The organism is Pseudomonas sp. PS01270, from assembly GCF_029959775.1.
Classification (GTDB): domain Bacteria; phylum Pseudomonadota; class Gammaproteobacteria; order Pseudomonadales; family Pseudomonadaceae; genus Aquipseudomonas; species Aquipseudomonas atacamensis.
The window spans coordinates 1-17,144 of sequence record NZ_JASCPT010000114.1; the positions used below are offsets into that span (position 1 = coordinate 1).

The 17,144-nt window shown below is 60.5% G+C and carries 16 protein-coding genes; 13 read left to right on the forward strand and 3 right to left on the reverse strand.

Going from position 1 to position 17,144, the window contains the following annotated elements; genetic code table 11:
- Positions 1-99: 99 nt before the first annotated feature.
- Positions 100-1,035 (reverse strand): LysR family transcriptional regulator, encoded by a 936-nt coding sequence (locus tag QMX86_RS22745; RefSeq protein WP_282386948.1) that lies wholly within the window; start codon positions 1,033-1,035, stop codon positions 100-102.
- A gap of 113 nt (positions 1,036-1,148) precedes the next feature.
- On the opposite strand from QMX86_RS22745, the gene QMX86_RS22750 reads away from it, so the two are divergent.
- The 3 genes from QMX86_RS22750 (at position 1,149) to QMX86_RS22760 (ending at position 2,912) form a co-directional block, all read left to right on the forward strand.
- Positions 1,149-1,634: a DMT family transporter gene (locus tag QMX86_RS22750; RefSeq protein ID WP_016775407.1), complete on the forward strand. Its 486-nt coding sequence runs from the start codon at positions 1,149-1,151 to the stop codon at positions 1,632-1,634.
- A gap of 3 nt (positions 1,635-1,637) precedes the next feature.
- Positions 1,638-2,090, forward strand: a complete 453-nt coding sequence (locus QMX86_RS22755) for a DMT family transporter (protein WP_016775406.1) — start codon at positions 1,638-1,640, stop codon at positions 2,088-2,090.
- A gap of 654 nt (positions 2,091-2,744) precedes the next feature.
- Positions 2,745-2,912 carry a metallothionein gene (locus QMX86_RS22760; RefSeq protein WP_016775405.1) on the forward strand — a complete coding sequence of 56 codons (168 nt, stop codon included), beginning with the start codon at positions 2,745-2,747 and terminating at the stop codon, positions 2,910-2,912.
- Positions 2,913-2,934: 22 nt separating this feature from the next.
- Here the strand turns inward: QMX86_RS22760 and QMX86_RS22765 are convergent, their stop codons facing one another.
- Together QMX86_RS22765 and QMX86_RS22770 are read right to left on the reverse strand one after the other, a co-directional pair.
- Positions 2,935-3,207, reverse strand: a complete 273-nt coding sequence (locus QMX86_RS22765) for a hypothetical protein (RefSeq protein WP_110646947.1) — start codon at positions 3,205-3,207, stop codon at positions 2,935-2,937.
- Between the two features lie 49 nt (positions 3,208-3,256).
- Entirely contained in the window at positions 3,257-3,484 is a 228-nt protein-coding gene (locus QMX86_RS22770) for a DUF6555 family protein (RefSeq protein WP_016775403.1), read from the reverse strand.
- Between the two features lie 146 nt (positions 3,485-3,630).
- Between QMX86_RS22770 and QMX86_RS22775 the strand changes: the two genes are divergently transcribed.
- The 10 genes from QMX86_RS22775 (at position 3,631) to mnmH (ending at position 17,070) form a co-directional block, all read left to right on the forward strand.
- A complete protein-coding gene (locus QMX86_RS22775; RefSeq protein ID WP_130929652.1) occupies positions 3,631-4,398 on the forward strand; it encodes a helix-turn-helix transcriptional regulator in 768 nt (255 codons plus the stop codon).
- Positions 4,399-4,529: 131 nt separating this feature from the next.
- The gene (locus QMX86_RS22780) at positions 4,530-4,703 is read left to right on the forward strand and encodes a DUF1427 family protein (RefSeq protein ID WP_073471384.1); all 174 of its coding nucleotides are present in this window, start codon (positions 4,530-4,532) and stop codon (positions 4,701-4,703) included.
- A gap of 31 nt (positions 4,704-4,734) precedes the next feature.
- The gene (locus tag QMX86_RS22785; RefSeq protein WP_282386943.1) at positions 4,735-5,691 is read left to right on the forward strand and encodes a zinc-binding alcohol dehydrogenase family protein; all 957 of its coding nucleotides are present in this window, start codon (positions 4,735-4,737) and stop codon (positions 5,689-5,691) included.
- 169 nt (positions 5,692-5,860) lie between these two features.
- On the forward strand, positions 5,861-7,864 hold the full coding sequence (gene tssI, locus QMX86_RS22790) for a type VI secretion system tip protein TssI/VgrG (RefSeq protein ID WP_273528694.1): 2,004 nt from the start codon (positions 5,861-5,863) through the stop codon (positions 7,862-7,864).
- Complete coding sequence (locus QMX86_RS22795; RefSeq protein ID WP_151552445.1) at positions 7,861-8,727, forward strand: DUF4123 domain-containing protein; 867 nt, start codon at positions 7,861-7,863, stop codon at positions 8,725-8,727. The genes tssI and QMX86_RS22795 overlap by 4 nt, the downstream gene beginning before the upstream one ends.
- On the forward strand, positions 8,724-12,314 hold the full coding sequence (locus QMX86_RS22800; protein ID WP_282390414.1) for a toxin VasX: 3,591 nt from the start codon (positions 8,724-8,726) through the stop codon (positions 12,312-12,314). The genes QMX86_RS22795 and QMX86_RS22800 overlap by 4 nt, the downstream gene beginning before the upstream one ends.
- The gene (locus QMX86_RS22805) at positions 12,304-13,419 is read left to right on the forward strand and encodes a hypothetical protein (protein ID WP_181424134.1); all 1,116 of its coding nucleotides are present in this window, start codon (positions 12,304-12,306) and stop codon (positions 13,417-13,419) included. Before QMX86_RS22800 ends, QMX86_RS22805 begins: the two co-directional genes overlap by 11 nt.
- 231 nt (positions 13,420-13,650) lie before the next feature.
- Entirely contained in the window at positions 13,651-14,760 is a 1,110-nt protein-coding gene (locus tag QMX86_RS22810; protein WP_282387269.1) for a hypothetical protein, read from the forward strand.
- Positions 14,761-14,932: 172 nt separating this feature from the next.
- Positions 14,933-15,967, forward strand: a complete 1,035-nt coding sequence (gene selD / locus QMX86_RS22815; RefSeq protein ID WP_039763432.1) for a selenide, water dikinase SelD — start codon at positions 14,933-14,935, stop codon at positions 15,965-15,967.
- A complete protein-coding gene (gene mnmH / locus QMX86_RS22820; protein WP_282387271.1) occupies positions 15,967-17,070 on the forward strand; it encodes a tRNA 2-selenouridine(34) synthase MnmH in 1,104 nt (367 codons plus the stop codon). Before selD ends, mnmH begins: the two co-directional genes overlap by 1 nt.
- Positions 17,071-17,144 lie beyond the last annotated feature (74 nt).

The window sequence follows — 17,144 nt, forward strand, 5'->3', positions numbered from 1 at the left end:
GCCGAAGGCTGCGATCTTTTGATCTGCTTGTGAAAGATCAACAGACCAAGATCAAAAGATCGCAGCCTTCGGCAGCTCCTACATTGGGATCGTGTGGGTTTAAGGTCTGTCCCAATAGGGAATCTCGCCAAAGCACTCGACAAAAAAATCAATCACCGTCCTCACCTTCACCGACAACCGTCGGCTCCCCGGCCACAGCACGGCGATCTGCTGCGGTTCCAGACTGTTCGACACCTGATACTCCCTCAGCACCGGCACCAGCGTGCCTGCGCGTACCGCTTCGCCAATCAGCCACGATGGAAACATCACCAGCCCGAGGCCTTGCTGGGCGGCCTGGGTCAGGGTGTCGGCGTGGTTGCCGGTGATCGGGCCTTTGACGGTGTACGGCGTCCAGTCCTCGCCATCACGGCGGAAAAACCAGCGCTGCTGACCGGCCGCGCCTTTGTAGGCCAGGCACTGATGCTGCGCGAGTTCGTCCGGGTGCTGCGGCGTGCCATGGCGTTTGAGGTAGGCCGGGCTGGCCGCGACCTGAAAACGGTGCGGCGCCACAATGCGCGCCTGCATGCTTGAATCGTGCAGCGCGCCGATGCGAAACAGCAGGTCGGCGCCTTCCTGTAGCGGGTCGACGTAATGGTCGGTTTGCTGGATATCCAGTTGCAGCTTCGGATAGCGCGCGCAGAGCTCGCCCAGCCAGGGCGTCAGATGGCGCTGGCCGAACACCACCGGGGCGTTGATGCGCACCAGTCCGGTGGGTTCGCTTTGCTGTTCCTGCAACGCCTGTTCGGCTTCCTCCAGTTGCACCAATAGCAGCCGCGCATGGTGGCCGAGCGTGCGTCCGGCTTCGGTCGGGGTGACGGCGCGAGTGTGGCGGTAGAGCAATTGCTGGTTCAGCGCCTGTTCCATCAATTGGATCTGCCGCGAAATGGAGGAGGGCGCGACCCCTTCGCGGCGGGCGACTTCGGAGAAACTGCCGTGGTCGAGGACCGCCACAAACAGCCTTAACGCTTTGAATCCGAGTTCGTTGAGCCCGTGCATGACGTGTCTCGCTGTGCGTGTTGCGCAAAAGTGTTGTCCGGATGCTCCCATTTATCGCACAGCGGCGCCAGCCGATAATCCGCGCCATTGTTTTTGAGCGTGGAAGGTTATGTATGCAGACGTTGGATGAAGGGGTGGTTGCTGCACCGGTGAAAAGATCGGTGTTGCGTCTGCTGTTGCTGCCGCTGGTGATTCTCGCTGGCATGGGCTTGTCGGTCGAGGCTGGTTTGCTCGGGCCGCTGGGTGAGCAGGTCGGGCATTTGTGGGCGACGTTGAGCATCTTCGGCGTGGGTTCGGCGATCCTGTTTTTGCTCTTGCTGTTTGCCGGTCCGCAAAAAGGTCCGGCGCTGACCGAACTGCCGCGCTGGCAGTTGATTGGCGGTTTTCTCGGGCCGATCTACGTGGTGGTGCTGACGCTGGCGACGCCGCATATCGGCATTGCCATGACGATGATTGCGATTTTGTCCGGTCAGGTCGGCAAGAGTGTGCTGATCGACCATTTCGGCTGGTTTGGCGCGACGCGCAAGAAGGTCAACGGCGAGCGCTGGCTGGCGTTGGGCTTGATTGTGGTGGCTTTGGTTCTGATTGCGCGGGGGTGAGTGATGGGTCTGGTGATTTTGTTGGCGGTGGTGGTGTTGGCCGGTGCGGTGTTGAGTGTGCAGGCTGCGATCAATGGACGTCTGGGTGAAACGGTGGGGGTGCTGCGTAGCAGTCTGCTGACCTTTGCGGTGGGCGCGGTGGTGACCGGGTTGTTGATTCTGTTTTTCGAGCCGGCGCAGGCGGTGAGTCTGCTTGAGGTGCCGAAATGGCAGTTGACCGGGGCGCTGTTCGGCGTGGTGTACATGATGGTGATGGTTGGCGCGGTGCCGGTGGTCGGGACGGCTGTGGCGACGGTGGCGGTGATTGTCGGGCAGTTGGGCATGGGGATGTTGATCGATAATTTTGGCTGGTTGGGGAATCCGGCGATCGGCTTGTCTCCGAGCCGGATGCTGGCGATGGTCTGTTTGGCGGTGGCTTTGGTGTTTATGTATCGGAGTTCGCGGCAGGCGCAGTGATTTTATTTGTTTGACTGGGTACATATCCGTTGCTGCGGGTGTTGCTGATTACGGTTCCGCTCTTACAGCGGGTCACTTTTTTCAGACGCCAAAAAGTAACCAAAAGGCTTGGCCCCGGCGTTCGGTCCGCTCGCTGGGGCTCGGGGTTCCTTCGCTCCGGGACCGATCCCTCCACTCAGCCTGCCGATGGGGCCGGCACGGCAAGATCAAGGGCGGTACTCGAGCTTGCGCTCATTGTGTTGAGTGGTTAGGAGCGGGTGGTGTCTGGCTTTGGTTTTGTGCCGGGATTCGCCCCTCACCCCAGCCCTCTCCCGAGGGAGAGGGAGCCGACCGAGTTGTTTCGCGTTATACAGCGAACTGAAAGACCTTATCGATTATGGATTCGGTGACGCACGATCAGGTCGGTGTACTTTTGAAGCACTCCCCAATCAGTCCCCTCTCCCTTTGGGAGAGGGCTAGGGTGAGGGGCTTTTGATGTCATGTGCAGGTCTGTGCAGCGCGATGTCGTTTTGGTGGGAGCGAGCCTGCTCGCGAAAGCCATCTCTGCGTCGACCAATCTCTCAACAGTTGGCCAGCCTGCAACACCACCTTCTACACTGTCCCATATGGCTTGCTCGCAAGCCTCAGACAACCACCACGCAAGGAGTCTGTCCCATGTCCGATAAAAAATGCGACTGCCCGGGCTGCAACTGCACCATCAAAGAAGGCGAACATTCCTACGCTGTGCACGGCAAACACTATTGCTGCGAGGCTTGCGCTCATCACCACAAACACGGTGAAGAGTGTGCGATGAAGGGTTGCGGTTGCGCTCATCCGAAATAAGCGCGGCAAAAAAAAGTGGAGCCTAATCAGGCTCCACTTCCATTTTCAGACTGTCGTCTTCCTGTCGCTCAAAGTGCCTCACCGTGCCTTGCAGTGTTCGCCCTTCGACTTTGACCACCACAATCTTCGCTTGGTCGAGGTCTTCCGGTACCGGTGCCTGGACGCACAGGGTGAAGCGGTAAGGGTCGTCCGCAACTGTCTCCAGTGCGACTGCGCAATTCACCGTTTTGGTGATCTGGCCGAAGAAGGTGGTCAGGCCGTAGTCCAGTCGAGCCGGGTGATAAGTGTCGGTCATCGGTCGATTCCCCCTGTCGATTGCCAAGCCTGCGGTGAAGGCGGTGGGGTCAGTTGGTCTGGCGCCAGGTGACGTTTTCCAGACCGAATTTTTCTGCCATCGGTTTGCTGGTCTTTTGCACTTTCTCGCGGCCGAAGCGCGGGATGCGACCCACGCCCGCGTCGCAGCTTGCCCAATGCCAGGCTTCGGCGTTGTCCATTTTGTCCGAGCGGATAATGAACGACTTGGGGGTGCCATGCAGTGTGTAGTCGATGACGTAAAGTTTTGCGTTGTTCATAAAGCCCGAATTCCTCCCTGTGGTATTAAACGGATCGCGCTGTGCCGGGAAAATTCATTCGGATTGTCCGACGGTATCTATCGTTGGCGAGTGCGCGGCGTGCTGGTTACCATGGCGGCTTCGCCAACCCCCTGTGAACGCTCGCCATGGCCCTCGCCGCGCCCCCTGATCTGACCGACACCGATGTGCCCGTGCAACCGCTGGCGCGAACCTATCCGCGTGGTTTGTTCATTGAGCCGCACGAGCATGTCTGGGGGCAGTTGCTGTATGCGATGAGCGGGGTGATGTGGGTGGAAACCCCGCACGAAGCGCTGGTGGTGCCGCCGCAGCGGGCGGTGTGGTTGCCGCCGGGAGTGCCGCACGGGATTCGTGTGGTGTCGGATTTGCAGATGCGCAATATCTACTTGCGCCCGGCGCTGGCGGCGACCCTGGATGCGACGGTGCAGGTGATCGAAGTCGGTGGTCTGCTGCGCGAGTTGATCGTCGGACTGGTGGCGCAGGGCGATGACGGCGAGGCTGAGTATTACGAGGCGCTGGTCGGGCTGGCGTTGCTGGAGCTGCGCCGGGCAAGGCGTTCGCAGTTGAAGATTCCGCTGCCGGATGAGTCCGACCGGCGTCTGATGAATCTGTGTCAGGCCGTGATGGCCGCGCCGTCGCTGGAGATCCCGTTCGAGCAGCATGCGGAAAACGCCGGGGCCAGCGTGCGTACGCTGGCGCGGTTGTTCAAGGACAGCCTCGGCATGGGCTTCGCCGAATGGCGGCGCCAGGTGCAGTTGGCGACGGCGGTGGCAGCGTTGATTCAGGGCGTGGCGGTGAGCGTCATTGCTCGCGAACTGGGTTATTCACCGAGCAGTTTCAGCGACATGTTTCGCCGGGAGCTGGGGGTGGCGCCTTCGCAATTCTCGGCAGCCTGAACGCAACCCCCTGTAGGAATGAGCTGCGGGTGACCTTTTGGATTTGTCCGAAATTCAGAAGTCCTTGGCCGATACCGCTCCGCCCGTTTCCCTAGACTCTGCCAATCACTTTTCGCGGCGGAGTTCCCCCCATGAACTACCTCATTTCTCTGGCCATCGGCCTGGGCGTCGGCCTGCTCTACGGCGCGCTCGATTTCCGTTCTCCCGCACCACCGGCCATCGCGCTGGTCGGTCTGCTCGGCATGTTGGCCGGTGAGCAGTTGTGGCCGCTGGGCCGGCAACTGGTCGCTGGCTGGTTGTCCTGAATTTCCCTTTTTCCTTTCGGTGGATGTGCCCATGAAAGCGTTGCAATTCGATCAGACCGGCGACCTGTCTTCCCTGCGTTTCGTTGACGTTCCGACCCCGGTGCCCGGCGCCGATGAAGTGCTGGTGCAGATCAAGGCTGCCGGCCTCAATCCCAGCGATGTGAAAAACGTCCTCGGGCGTTTTCCTTACACCACGCTGCCACGGGTTCCGGGGCGGGATTTTGCCGGGGTGGTGGTCGAGGGGCCGCAAGCGTTGATCGGTCAGGAAGTCTGGGGTACCGGGCGCGAGCTGGGCTTCTTCGCTGACGGCGCCCATGCGCAATTCGTCAAACTGCCGGCCAGCGGCGTGGCGCACAAACCGGCGCATCTGAGTTTCGCCCAAGCGGCCAGCCTTGGCGTGCCGTACACCACGGCTTGGGATGCACTGGAACGCAGCCTGGTCAGCGCCGATACGCGTTTGCTGGTGATCGGCGGCGGGGCAGTGGCAACTGCGGCTTTGGCCCTGGCAAAAGTGCGCGGCGCGCAATTGCTGGCGGCGGCGCGCCGGCTCGAGCAGGTCGCCGATCTGCAGCAGCAGGGCTATCAGACGATTCAACTGGATAAGCCAGAAGACCTCGGTGCCCAGGTCAACGCGGTGTATCGCGGTGGCGCCGATGTGATCTTCGACACCACCGGTTTCTGGCTGCCCGCCTCGGTGGCGGCACTGGCGACCTTCGGCCGCATCGCCATCATCGCCGCGCCGGTCGACGGCCATGTGCAATTGCCGGCGCTGGCGCTGTATCGCAAGGGCGGCTCGGTGGTCGGGATCAATTCGTTGTTGTACGGCGTTGAGGCGTGCGCGGCGATGCTCGAGCAGTTCGGGCGCTTCTTCGATGAGGATCGCTTGCCGCTGCCGCAGGCCTTGGTGCAAGTGCCGCTGGCTGAAGGGCTGGCGCGCTATGCAGAGGTCAATCAGGGCGGTGGCGACAAGATCATCTTGCTGCCCTGACAGGGGAAAGACATAGGATCCGGGATCATTTCCGTAGGATCCTGGCCGTTTCTCTGTGGGCCACGTCCTTTTCGCTCGCAGACCGGCAAAACAGGGAAAGGTCTGACTTCACCCATTGCAGTGCACCGTTGCACAGTCCCGTCTTTCACTCAGACACAGGGACAGGTGGATGCGCATCGCTGGCAGGCCCGTTGTTTTCACTCTCGAGATAGAAGGCGTTTCCCACGATCTTCAAGTGTTCGGTTTTCGCACCCGGGAAGTGCTCAACCAGACCTACGAACTGGATCTCGAGCTGGTCAGCGAGCGCCCCGATGTGGATCTGGAAGGCTTGCTGCATCGGCCGGCCTTTCTCTGTTTCGGTGCCGACGGTAGCGGCATGCACGGGCTGGTCTATCGGGTCGGCCAGGGTGATTGCGGTGTTCGGCTGAGCCGTTACCAGATCACCTTGGCGCCACACCTTGCCTACCTCGCGCACCGGCGCAATCAGCGGATTTTCCAGAACCTGAGCGTGCCGCAGATCATCGCCAATGTGTTGAGCGATCACGGCATGCAGGCCGATGCCTGGCATTTTCAGCTCAGCGCCGAGTACCCGGCGCGAGTGTATTGCGTGCAATACCAGGAATCCGATCTGCACTTCATCCAGAGGCTGTGCGAAGAGGAGGGCCTGCACTTTCACTTCCGCCACCGCCGTGAGGCGCACCTGTTGGTGTTCGGCGACGATCAAACGGCGTTCCTCAAACACGACGTGACGACGCGCTATGTGCAGGGCAATGGCCTGATTGCCGATGCGCCGGTTATCGACCAGTTCACTGTGCGCCTGGAGCCACGCTCCAACCTCGTCGAGCGCCGCGACTATCACTTCGAAAAGCCCGCGGTGCAGTTGGACGCCAAGGTCAGTGCAGCGCGGGTTCCGCTGCTGGAAGATTATGAGTTTCCCGGGCAGTTCACCCACCGCGAGCGCGGCAAGCACCTCAGCCAGCGTGCGCTGGAGCGCCATGGTGCCGACTATCGTCTGGCTAACGGGCGCAGCAATCAGGCGCTGATGCGCGGCGGCAGTTTCATGACCATGGCGGATTACTCGCGCGCCGACTGCAACGATTTATGGTTGCTGACCGAGGTCGAGCACATCGGCAAACAGCCGCAAGTGCTCGAGGAAGCGTTCACCGAGCAGGCTGACGCAGATGGTTTCAGTCAGGGCTATCGCAACCATTTCGTCGCGACGCCGTGGGACGTGGTGTTTCGCCCGCAGCTCAGGCATGTCAAACCGCGCGTCAGTGGCAGTCAGTTGGCAGTGGTGACCGGCCCGCCCGGCGAAGAAATCTACAGCGATGCCTACGGACGCGTGAAAGTGCAAATGCTCTGGGATCGCGACGGCCAGCGCGATGAACAGTCAAGTTGCTGGCTGCGCGTGGCCACTGCCTGGGCACATGACCGCTACGGCAGCGTGCAGATTCCTCGCGTCGGTATGGAAGTGCTGGTGGGCTTCACCGATGGCGATCCGGACAAACCGCATGTGCTCGCCTGCCTGCCCAACGCCGAAACCCCGGTGCCACTGGACCTGCCGGCGCAACAGACGCGTAGCATCTGGCGCAGCCAGAGCAGTCCCGGTGGCGGTGGTTACAACGAACTGCGCATCGAGGACCGGCAAGGCGCGGAAGAAATCTCCATCAGGGCGCAGCGCGACTTGGTGCAGCACGTGCTCAATGACTTGCGTGTGCAGATCGACAACCTGCATAGCCAAGTGATTGGCGGCGTCTCCAGCCTTGAGTTGCGCGACGAAGAACATCATCTGACCCATGGCAATCGCCTGACTGAACTCAAGCAGGACGATCATCTGTGGGTGCAGGGCGAGCAGCATGTGCGGGTCGCCAGCCAGCGCGTCAGTGCCGCGCAGCAGCTGCATTTCGGCGCGGGCGAGCAGGTGGTTTTCAGCGGCGGCCTGCAGATCACCCTGGCTGCTGGTGGGCATTGGCTGACGGTCGGCGCGGCCGGCATTTTCAGCAGTGTGCCGGTGGTGCAGGGCGGGGCGCCGACGGTGTGTCTGCCAGCGGAACCGTTGCTGCCGGGGGCCGCGCCGTTGCTCAAGGCGACGTTCGATGCCGTGCAGCAACGGCATGCGCTGCTGACCACGCGGACCTCGCGTTGCCTGATCTGCGAGGCAGCCCAGGCATGAGCCTTTTGACGGATTGGCCTGAAGGTTTGCCGTGGGCTGAGCAGCAGGCGTTTGTGCTGCTCGACGGTGCGACGATCGCCGATTTGCCGGCGCAACTGCGAAGGCTCGACCCCGCCGCCAACGCTTTTGCGCTGTACGACCAGCCACCGTTTTCGGCCCTGCGTGACGTCTCGCCGCTGCTGGTGGCGCTCGCTGACGCTGACGATCCGGTAGCGCGGTTTTATCGCCAGCACGCCCAACAGGAATGGGGCGTGCTGTTGTTCAGCACCGCGCCGGCGCATGAAATAGTCGCGCACTTGCGTCAGTTGCTGATCGTCGAGTTGCCGGTCGGCTCGCCGGTGTTGTTGCGCCTGGCGGATGCCGCCGTAGCGCAGGCGCTGTTTGCCAGCGGCGATGCGAGTCTGTTCGGGCCGCTGGGGTGCGTGGTCACGGCGGATGGCGCGCGGGGAGTCTGGCACTGTCAGCGACCTCGGCACGGGCAGGGTGGGGCGCTGGTGGCGCCGTATCGGTTGAGTGCGGAGCAGGATTCCGCGCTGGATCGGGTGGATCGGCGGCGGGTGTTGCTCGACATCGATACCCATCTGCTCAAGCACTTTCCTGACTTTCATGCCGGGGACACGGCAGTTGAACGCTGGCAATTGCTGGAACGCATCCACGCCCATGCCAGCGAGCTTGCCTTGAGCAGCCCGTCCGAGATTCTGCTGTACGCCAACGTGGTGGCATGGCTGGACGATGCAGCGTGCAGTCGGCATCCGCAGATCCATCAGCTGATGCACACACCTTCGCTGCAATCCCCCGGCGAGCGCGTTGCGATTGCCGCTGCAATAGCCTTTCGATGGGCCTCTGAGAGACATCAATCATGAACCACCCCGCCAACCTCGATGCGTTAGCCGCCTCGAAAGCGCCCATTGGTGCACCCGCCGCCTGCCCCTTGCGCAACACCCACGTGCAACTGCTGCCCCTCGCGTACGGCCTGGTGGAAAAAACCTTCGACCCCAGCAGCGAACTCACGCTGCCGTACACCCTGAGCACGCGTCCCATGGGCATTCGCCGCCTGCGCGATGGCTGGCTGTACATCGTCGACAGTCTCAGCGGTGAGCTATACGAATACCGCGTGCTTGAAGGCGTGATCAGCGCATTGCTGCATCGCGGCAAAAGCGTCAGCGAGGAGCAGCGCAGCGCCATCGAGGAACGTCCGGCTTTGATCTTCTCGCGCAAAAGCACCCTTTACGTGACCTTTGCCGACGTGCAGTTGAGCGCGGCAAAGTGCCGACAGGTGCTGGACAGCGCGGAGGAACGCGAGCACTTCATGCAGGCGGTCGATCTTGGCCCGGTGCATTGTCTGATCGGCGGCGAGCATCTGCTCACCGTGGCCCAGGCCAAACAGTGGCTGGCGGAAGTGGCCTGCACAGCGAAACCGCTGGCCGAGGCGGACGCCACGCGGATGCCGGCGGTGCAGGTCAGCGACGCGCCGGAGCACGAGCGTGAGCCCTATCTGTGGGAAAACCCGCGACGTTTTCGCGAGGCGCATATCGGCGAATTTCTTGGTCGGGTGCGCGGACCTTATCAGGACGACACGCTGTTTCTGCTGGTCAACGACGACCTTGGGGTGATGCGCGACCTGGCCGATTATCAGGATCTGGTGGTCGGCTGGATCGAGCAGTGGAGCAACACCGACAACAACGAGCGCGACTATCTGCTGGCCAGCTACATCGAGTCGCTGAGCCAGTTGGGCGCTCAGGATTTCGACACCCTGGCCAAGGCCAGCGACGATCCGCGCGCCCAGGCATTGTTTGCTGAGCTTGAGCAATTGCCCGAACCGGATCGGGAAAATACCCGGCAGGCGCTGCTCGACTATCTGAACAAGGGTGGTGAGATTGTCCCGGCAGATACTCAGGCTCGACCTGAACTGCAGCAACAGCGCGAAAAGGCTTTGGACGAGTCACTGGCGCTGAACCGCTTCGACGGCGTTGCCCCGGATTTCACGGCGCACGCTCGCGTCACCGCCGAGGCGGACCGACGCTTTTACACCCGCGAATATTTTGCTGAAGTCGCCCCGGCCGACTTCGTCGAGCGCCATCTGAGCACACTGGTCGACCTCGGCAAGGATCAGAGCCGGCGCATGAAGGACGTGCTCGACGGCCCGCTGCTCAGCGGCAAGCGCGGCATCAATGACCTGATCGACCGCCCGGCCATGGACGAGGTGCTGAACAGTCATCGCGACAACCTCGGACGCTGGAATCGCCTGCTCGAACGCATCACCGCCGATCGCGCGCAACTGCTGTGCGCCGGGCGTTTCCATCGCTCGGCGTGGTATTTCGACGGCCAACTGCCGGCGCAGATCGATCAGGCGCTCGCCAGCGAATACGCCTGCCTCAAGGACATCGGCCGTAGCGACGCGGCCAATGAGCAAATGCTCGGTTACCTCGAGCAGCACCCGCAACTGACCCGCCCGCTGTTCTACACCTTGCCGCTGCGCTTGCAGACCGAACAGGCCGGGCAATATTCAACGCTGTTCAACGCCGGCATGGCGATGTTCAACAACCTGCCGGACTGGCTGGCCAAATTGCAGAGCATCGAGCAGCCGCAGTTGCCGGCCCTCGACGATCTGCCGGCACACAGCCGCGTCCTCGCCGATGCGGTGCAAGACACCTACAGCCCGGCGCTGAACCTGGGCCTGAGCCGGGCACTGGAAGGTTTTGATCTTGCCGGCGAGAAAATCCCCGACCTCGACGAGCTGTTCCAGCGCTTGCCCAAAGCCCTGCGCCTGCGCGTCTTCGACGCCGCGCGAACCAGCGGCGTGACCTTCACTGTGTCCACTCCGGCGGAACAAGCGGCGCTGCAAGCCACGATCAAGGAAGTGCTGCGCGAGCGCGACTACCTGAAAACTCTCAACCGCGAACGCAACCAGCTCACCCACAACAAAAACCGCCAGGGCCACAAAACTGCCCGGGCGGTGGAATTGCAGCAGGAAATCGTCCGCGTGCGCACGCAACTGGCCTTGTTCGAAGGAAGACTGGCGGCAGCGTTAAGCCCGATCGACGAACTGCCGGATCGCTCGGCCCGACTGTATGGCGCCACCCCGGCGAAAGCGGGATTGACGGTGGTGTTTCCGCCGGCGCAGCACGGGGAATTGCGCGGGTTGCTGGAGAATATTCGCGCGGGGGTGGCGGGAGTTTCGAAGGCGAGTCTGGTGCGGACGGAGGGGATGGGGTTGGTGGTGGTGTTGGTGCAGGTGGTGAATTTGGTGGGGGCTTATCGAGAGGTGATGAAGCAGACGAGGGACAGGAAGAAACGGGCGGAGTTTTCCGCGGCCCTTGCCGCGACAGGCGCGGCGGGTTTTACCGCTGCGCAGGGGCTTGCTGATACAGCGTTAAGGGCTCGAAGATCCAGCCTTATTGCCAGTTTGCAGCTGGAAGCGCTGCAACAGGTTCGTGTGCAAATAGGTAAGTTGCATGTTGGTTTGGGCTTCTTTGCTTATGTTTTGGGTTTAAGCACCTCTGGTGCCAGCCTCGGAAAACAAAATCGAAAGTGGCAAGATGCGATTCGCAGTGGGACTCAAGCTGAGCAGACTGCGGCTGCGATGGCGACATTGGGCGCGACAGGCATGATTGCAACTAATGGCTACGGGTTTGGTAACACCATTTATGCTTCCATTAAAGTCTTAGCAGCACCGAATAGTTCTGCACGAACAGCCGCTTGGGCTGCCGCTGGTACACGTCTTTCTTTAGTGTTCTTTCGCTTCAATTTAGCCGGAGCGTTGTTCACCGTGCTGGAGTTCGTCGGTACTTGGCTGTTCAATCGTTACAACCTCTCTGCCCACGATAAGTGGTTGAAAATCACGCCCTGGAGCCGTGATGAAGAGATGCGCGGTGACCACTCCCTGGATGACTATCAAAATTATCTGGCGTTTTTGATACACGCTCCTTACGCCCAATCAGGACCTGACCCCAGTGACACTTGGCTGAAGACTTTATTATTTGGCGCCAAACCCAGTGATATCCATTTGGTTCTGCCGAGGCTGGCGCTAAATGATCTTCTCCCACCGTTAAACGGTAAACCGAGTCATCGCTTGGGAATCGGTGCCCATCGACTTGTTGTACCGCTGCATGGTCGCGGGGTGCCGCAAGCGCGCAAGGAAGTGATCAGTGAGGAGATATTGAGCAGTTTGCGAATCGTGAAATCGACGCCAGAGGGTTTGGTGCTCTGCCTTCAATACCCCGTCCGTCCCGATTCTGAATACGCGCCTGCAAAGGAAACGCTAGAACTTGCCGTATGTATTCAGTCCGTCAATGGCAGAGGCGAGTCGGAAGCACGAACTCGTGTGATTCATATTGCCCCCCGGGATACCGGCCATTTCGCTGTAGTAGTTCCCGGCTCGGTCAAGGAAAACCCTCCGGTTTTATTGGTAGAAATTCAATATCTCGAATGGGCCGACCATGCTGAATAATCACAATGAGCCTCATGTTGATGCGCAAAGTGAGGTGATTAGAAGACCGGGCGATGTAGAGCCGTTCCCAAGCGGAAGAATTACCTATCTCGCACCGTTGCCATTACCTACAGCAATGCCGCCTTATGGGCCTCATATTGGAGAGTTAAACGACGGATACATGGACTTTGGGCTTGGATTGCCAGAGGTATTTACGTGGCAGCTAATTTTCGGTGGGCCAACCGCAGGCGCCTTTATGATCATCGTTTTATTTCCTTTAGTTACAGGGTTACTAGGCATTATTTTTGGCTATGGAAACGGGGCCATTTGGGAATCAATGGTTGGTGTGTTCGAAGCGGGTTACGAGAACCAATCAATTTGCGGCCCCTTGATCCTTCTTATTGGCCTCGGCGTCTGGCACCACGTCCACAAAAAACGCCTCTCCCTCATCCCAACCCGCTTCAACCGTCAACGCCGCGAAGTCTGCTTCATGCCCGAGGGCGCCACCAAACCAGTCTTCATCCCATGGGAATCGCTGTCTGCCTGGATCATCGAAGCCAAAGGCGCCACCCAGTTCGGCATCCACCGCCAATACGGCATGGGCATCGGTTTCTACCAAGGTGAAACCCTCATAAGCCAGGAATTCCAATGCGCCGGCCTGGAGCTCGCGATCAGCCATTGGGAGGCGATTCGCGGTTACATGGAGTACGAGGTCAACGACCTCAAATCGATTCAGGACCTGCAAGACCTTCAAGGCCCGGACGACCCATCCCACGAAGGCCTGCACACTTTTCGCAATGCCCGCGCGCGGATGCATCAGCAGATCCGTGACGGCCGCCGCTCGCGGTTGTCGGGATTTTTTTGGTACCTGTATCACGTCATGACTTTATGGACGATTCCCAATCGTTTGGTCGAATGGGAAGTGCGCCGACTCGAAAGAATCGGCAAGCAGGCGCTGCCGGAAGTCATGCGCGCCTGGTCCGAGCCGCTGCCGAAAGAGCAATGGGCCAAGCCCAGTGAAGAGTTGTTGCGGCTGAGCGAACAAGTGCGGCGGATGCACAAGCGCCAGCCGCACCGGCCGATTACGCAGATTTTTGCTGAGGTTTGCAGGCGGGCTGTGGACTGATGCAGAGCAGTTTTGTGACCAGAGGGAGGGAGGTTTTTTGCCTGTTTGAGCGCCTTCGCGAGCAGGCTCGCTCCCACAGGGGACCGCGCTGGATGCGGATGTTTCGGTTGATCTTGGCCGAGGTGGGAGACCCTCGGGGTGGCGGCCATTTCTCAGTTGTTGCTACCGGGTCGGTCAAGGAAAACCCGATGGTTCTGCTGGTAGAAACTCAATACCTCGAATGGGCCGACCATGCTGAATAATCGCAGTAATCCTCTTTCCAGTTCGGAATATGAGGGGGTTAAAAAAGCGGGCGATATTGAGCCGTTCCCAAGCGGGAAGATTACCTACCTCGCACCGTTGCCATTACCTACATCAATGCCGCCTTACGGACCTCATATCGGAGCGTTCAATGACGGATACATGGACTTTGGTCTCGGCTCACTGGAGGTATTCCCATGGCAGCTAATTCTCGGCGCGACGACCGCAGGAACTTTTATGGTTCTCGTTTTAATTCCTTTATTTACGGGCTTGCTAGGGATTCTTTTTGGCTATGGAAACGAGGCGATTTGGGAATCAATGGTTGGTGTATTCGAAGTGGCGTTGGAAAATGAATTAATTTGCGGTCCCTTGATCTTGCTCATCGGTATTGGTGTCTGGCATCACCACCACAAAAAACGTCTCTCCCTCATCCCAACCCGCTTCAACCGTCAACGCCGCGAAGTCTGCTTCATGCCCGAAGGCGCCATCGAGCCAGTCTTCGTCCCATGGGAATCGCTGTCTGCCTGGATCATCGAAGCCAAAGGCGCCACCCAATTCGGCATCCATCGGCAATACGGCATGGGCATCGGTTTTCATCACGGCGAAACCCTCACCAGCCTCGAATTCCAATGCGCCGGCCTGGAGCTCGCGATCAGTCATTGGGAAGCGATTCGCGGTTACATGGAGTACGAAGTCAACGACCTCAAATCGATTCAGGATTTGCAGGATCTGCAAGGCCCGGACGACCCGCCCCACGAAGGCCTGCACACTTTTCGTAACGCCCGCGCGCGGATGCACCAGCAGATCCGTGACGGCCGCCGCTCGCGGTTGTCGGGATTTTTTTGGTACCTGTATCACGTCATGACTTTATGGACGATTCCCAATCGTCTGGTCGAATGGGAAGTGCGTCGGCTGGAAAGAATCGGCAAGCAGGCGCTGCCGGAAGTCATGCGTGCCTGGTCCGAGCCGCTGCCGAAAGAGCAATGGGCCAAGCCCAGTGAAGAGTTGTTGCGACTGAGTGAACAAGTGCGGCGGATGCACAAGCGCCAGCCGCATCGGCCGATTACGCAGATTTTCGCTGAGGTTTGCAGTCGGGGCTGACTGGGCGGTGCAGGCAGGTTCGATAGCTTTCCCGAGCGGGCTCGCTCCCACAGGAGACCACGCTACAAATGTGGGAGCGAGCCTGCTCGCGAAGGCGCCGCTAGGTCAGCACAAAAATCTGCGCTCTCGCGCTCTGCTAGAATCCGCCCCATTCATTGCCAGAGACTCTCCCATGAGCGAGCCGATTCGTCTGACCCAATACAGCCATGGCGCCGGTTGTGGCTGCAAGATTTCCCCACAGGTGCTGGAAGTGATCCTCGCCGGCAGCGGCGCACAGAACCTCGATCCAAAACTCTGGGTCGGCAATGCATCGCGTGATGACGCGGCGGTGTATGAGATCGATGCCGAGCGCGGTGTGGTGTCGACCACCGATTTCTTCATGCCGATTGTCGATGACCCGTTCGACTTCGGCCGCATTGCCGCAACCAACGCGATCAGCGACATCTACGCGATGGGCGGCGATCCGTTGATGGCGATTGCGATCCTCGGCTGGCCGGTGAATGTGCTGGCGCCGGAAGTGGCGCGGGAAGTGATTCGTGGCGGTCGCTCGGTGTGCGACGCGGCGGGCATTCCGTTGGCGGGGGGGCATTCGATCGATGCGCCGGAGCCGATCTTCGGCCTCGCCGTCACCGGGCTTGTGGAAAAGCGCCACATGAAACGCAACGACACCGCTACCGCCGGTTGCCTGTTGTACCTGACCAAACCGTTGGGCATCGGCATCCTCACCACCGCCGAAAAGAAGGGCAAGTTGCGCGCCGCCGACGTCGGTGTCGCCCGCGACTGGATGTGCACCCTGAACAAGCCTGGCAGCCGTTTCGGCAAACTCGCCGGCGTCACCGCGATGACTGACGTCACCGGTTTCGGCCTGCTCGGGCATCTGGTGGAAATGGCCGATGGCAGCCAGTTGACCGCGCGCATCGCCTACGACCGCGTGCCGCGTCTGGACAGCGTCGAGTACTACCTCGATCAGGGCTGCGTGCCGGGCGGTACGCTGCGCAACTTCGACAGCTATTCGAGCAAGGTTGGCCGCGTGCAGGAGTTGCACAAACGCGTGCTGTGCGATCCGCAGACCAGCGGCGGTCTGCTGATTGCGGTCACGCCTGAAGGCAATGACGAGTTCCTCGGCGTCGCCGCCGAACTGGGTCTGAACCTTGCGCCGATCGGCGAACTGGTTGAGCGACAGACGAACGCGGTCGAGGTGATTTGATGCTCCGCGACTGCACCGACTACCGCGATATTTTCCTCAACGACCGGCCAATGATGGATGCCCGCGCGCCGGTCGAGTTTCACAAAGGCGCGTTCCCCGGCGTGGTCAATCTGCCGCTGATGAATGATCTGGAACGGCAGAAGATCGGCACCTGCTACAAGCAGCATGGCCAGCAGGCGGCAATCGAGCTGGGCCATCAAATGGTGTCCGGCGCAGTCAAGGCCGAGCGCATCCAGGCCTGGGCCGACTTCGCCCGGGCTCATCCCGATGGTTATCTATACTGTTTTCGCGGCGGTCTGCGCTCGCAGATCACCCAGCAGTGGCTGCGCGACGAGGCGGGCATCGATTATCCGCGCGTCGGCGGCGGCTACAAGGCGATGCGCAGTTTTTTGATCGACACCCTTGAGCAGGCCATCGCGCAGTGCGATTTCGTTTTGCTCGGCGGCATGACCGGCACCGGCAAGACCGAAGTGCTGGTGCAGTTGCGCAACGGTGTGGATCTGGAAGGCCACGCCAACCATCGCGGCTCCAGTTTCGGCAAACGCGCTACCGGGCAGCCGTCGAACATCGATTTCGAGAATCGCCTGGCGATCGACTTCCTGAAGAAACGCGATGCCGGGATCGAGCAGTTTGTGCTCGAAGACGAGAGCCGTGTGGTCGGCAGTTGCGCCTTGCCGTTGACGTTGTATCAGGGCATGCAGCAGTACCCGATGGTCTGGCTGGAAGATCGTTTCGAGCATCGCGTCGAACGGATCCTGCGTGATTACGTCATCGATCTGTCGGCGGAGTTTGCCTCCCTCCACGGCGACACCGGGTTTGCGCTGTTCTCCGAACGTCTGCTGGAAAGCCTCAACAACGTACAGAAACGCCTCGGCGGTGAGCGCCATTCGCGGATGCTGGCATTGATGGAACAGGCGCTGGCCGAACAGGGCCGCAGCGGCGCGGTAGATCTGCATCGCGGCTGGATCGAGGGTTTGCTGCGTGAGTATTACGACCCGATGTATGTGTTCCAGCGCGAGAAGAAGGGCGGGCGGATCGAGTTTGCCGGAGAGCGTCAGGCGGTGATCGAGTATTTGCGCGCGAGGGTGAGTCAGAAGGCTTGAGGCGCAAGCGACTGGCCTCTTCGCGAGCAGGCTCGCTCCCACAGTTGAAATGCGGTTCCCTGTGGGAGCGAGCC

What these genes read in the sequence shown, in the direction of transcription:
- QMX86_RS22745 (WP_282386948.1), bottom strand. Translation starts at nt 1,035, where the DNA reads ATGCACGGGCTCAACGAACTCGGATTCAAAGCGTTAAGGCTGTTTGTG.
- QMX86_RS22780 (WP_073471384.1), top strand. Translation starts at nt 4,530, where the DNA reads ATGAACTACCTCATTTCTCTGGCCATCGGCCTGGGCGTCGGCCTGCTC.
- QMX86_RS22755 (WP_016775406.1), top strand. Translation starts at nt 1,638, where the DNA reads ATGGGTCTGGTGATTTTGTTGGCGGTGGTGGTGTTGGCCGGTGCGGTG.
- QMX86_RS22760 (WP_016775405.1), top strand. Translation starts at nt 2,745, where the DNA reads ATGTCCGATAAAAAATGCGACTGCCCGGGCTGCAACTGCACCATCAAA.
- QMX86_RS22750 (WP_016775407.1), top strand. Translation starts at nt 1,149, where the DNA reads ATGCAGACGTTGGATGAAGGGGTGGTTGCTGCACCGGTGAAAAGATCG.
- QMX86_RS22785 (WP_282386943.1), top strand. Translation starts at nt 4,735, where the DNA reads ATGAAAGCGTTGCAATTCGATCAGACCGGCGACCTGTCTTCCCTGCGT.
- QMX86_RS22805 (WP_181424134.1), top strand. Translation starts at nt 12,304, where the DNA reads ATGCTGAATAATCACAATGAGCCTCATGTTGATGCGCAAAGTGAGGTG.
- QMX86_RS22770 (WP_016775403.1), bottom strand. Translation starts at nt 3,484, where the DNA reads ATGAACAACGCAAAACTTTACGTCATCGACTACACACTGCATGGCACC.
- tssI (WP_273528694.1), top strand. Translation starts at nt 5,861, where the DNA reads ATGCGCATCGCTGGCAGGCCCGTTGTTTTCACTCTCGAGATAGAAGGC.
- QMX86_RS22800 (WP_282390414.1), top strand. Translation starts at nt 8,724, where the DNA reads ATGAACCACCCCGCCAACCTCGATGCGTTAGCCGCCTCGAAAGCGCCC.
- selD (WP_039763432.1), top strand. Translation starts at nt 14,933, where the DNA reads ATGAGCGAGCCGATTCGTCTGACCCAATACAGCCATGGCGCCGGTTGT.
- QMX86_RS22775 (WP_130929652.1), top strand. Translation starts at nt 3,631, where the DNA reads ATGGCCCTCGCCGCGCCCCCTGATCTGACCGACACCGATGTGCCCGTG.
- QMX86_RS22765 (WP_110646947.1), bottom strand. Translation starts at nt 3,207, where the DNA reads ATGACCGACACTTATCACCCGGCTCGACTGGACTACGGCCTGACCACC.
- mnmH (WP_282387271.1), top strand. Translation starts at nt 15,967, where the DNA reads ATGCTCCGCGACTGCACCGACTACCGCGATATTTTCCTCAACGACCGG.
- QMX86_RS22810 (WP_282387269.1), top strand. Translation starts at nt 13,651, where the DNA reads ATGCTGAATAATCGCAGTAATCCTCTTTCCAGTTCGGAATATGAGGGG.
- QMX86_RS22795 (WP_151552445.1), top strand. Translation starts at nt 7,861, where the DNA reads ATGAGCCTTTTGACGGATTGGCCTGAAGGTTTGCCGTGGGCTGAGCAG.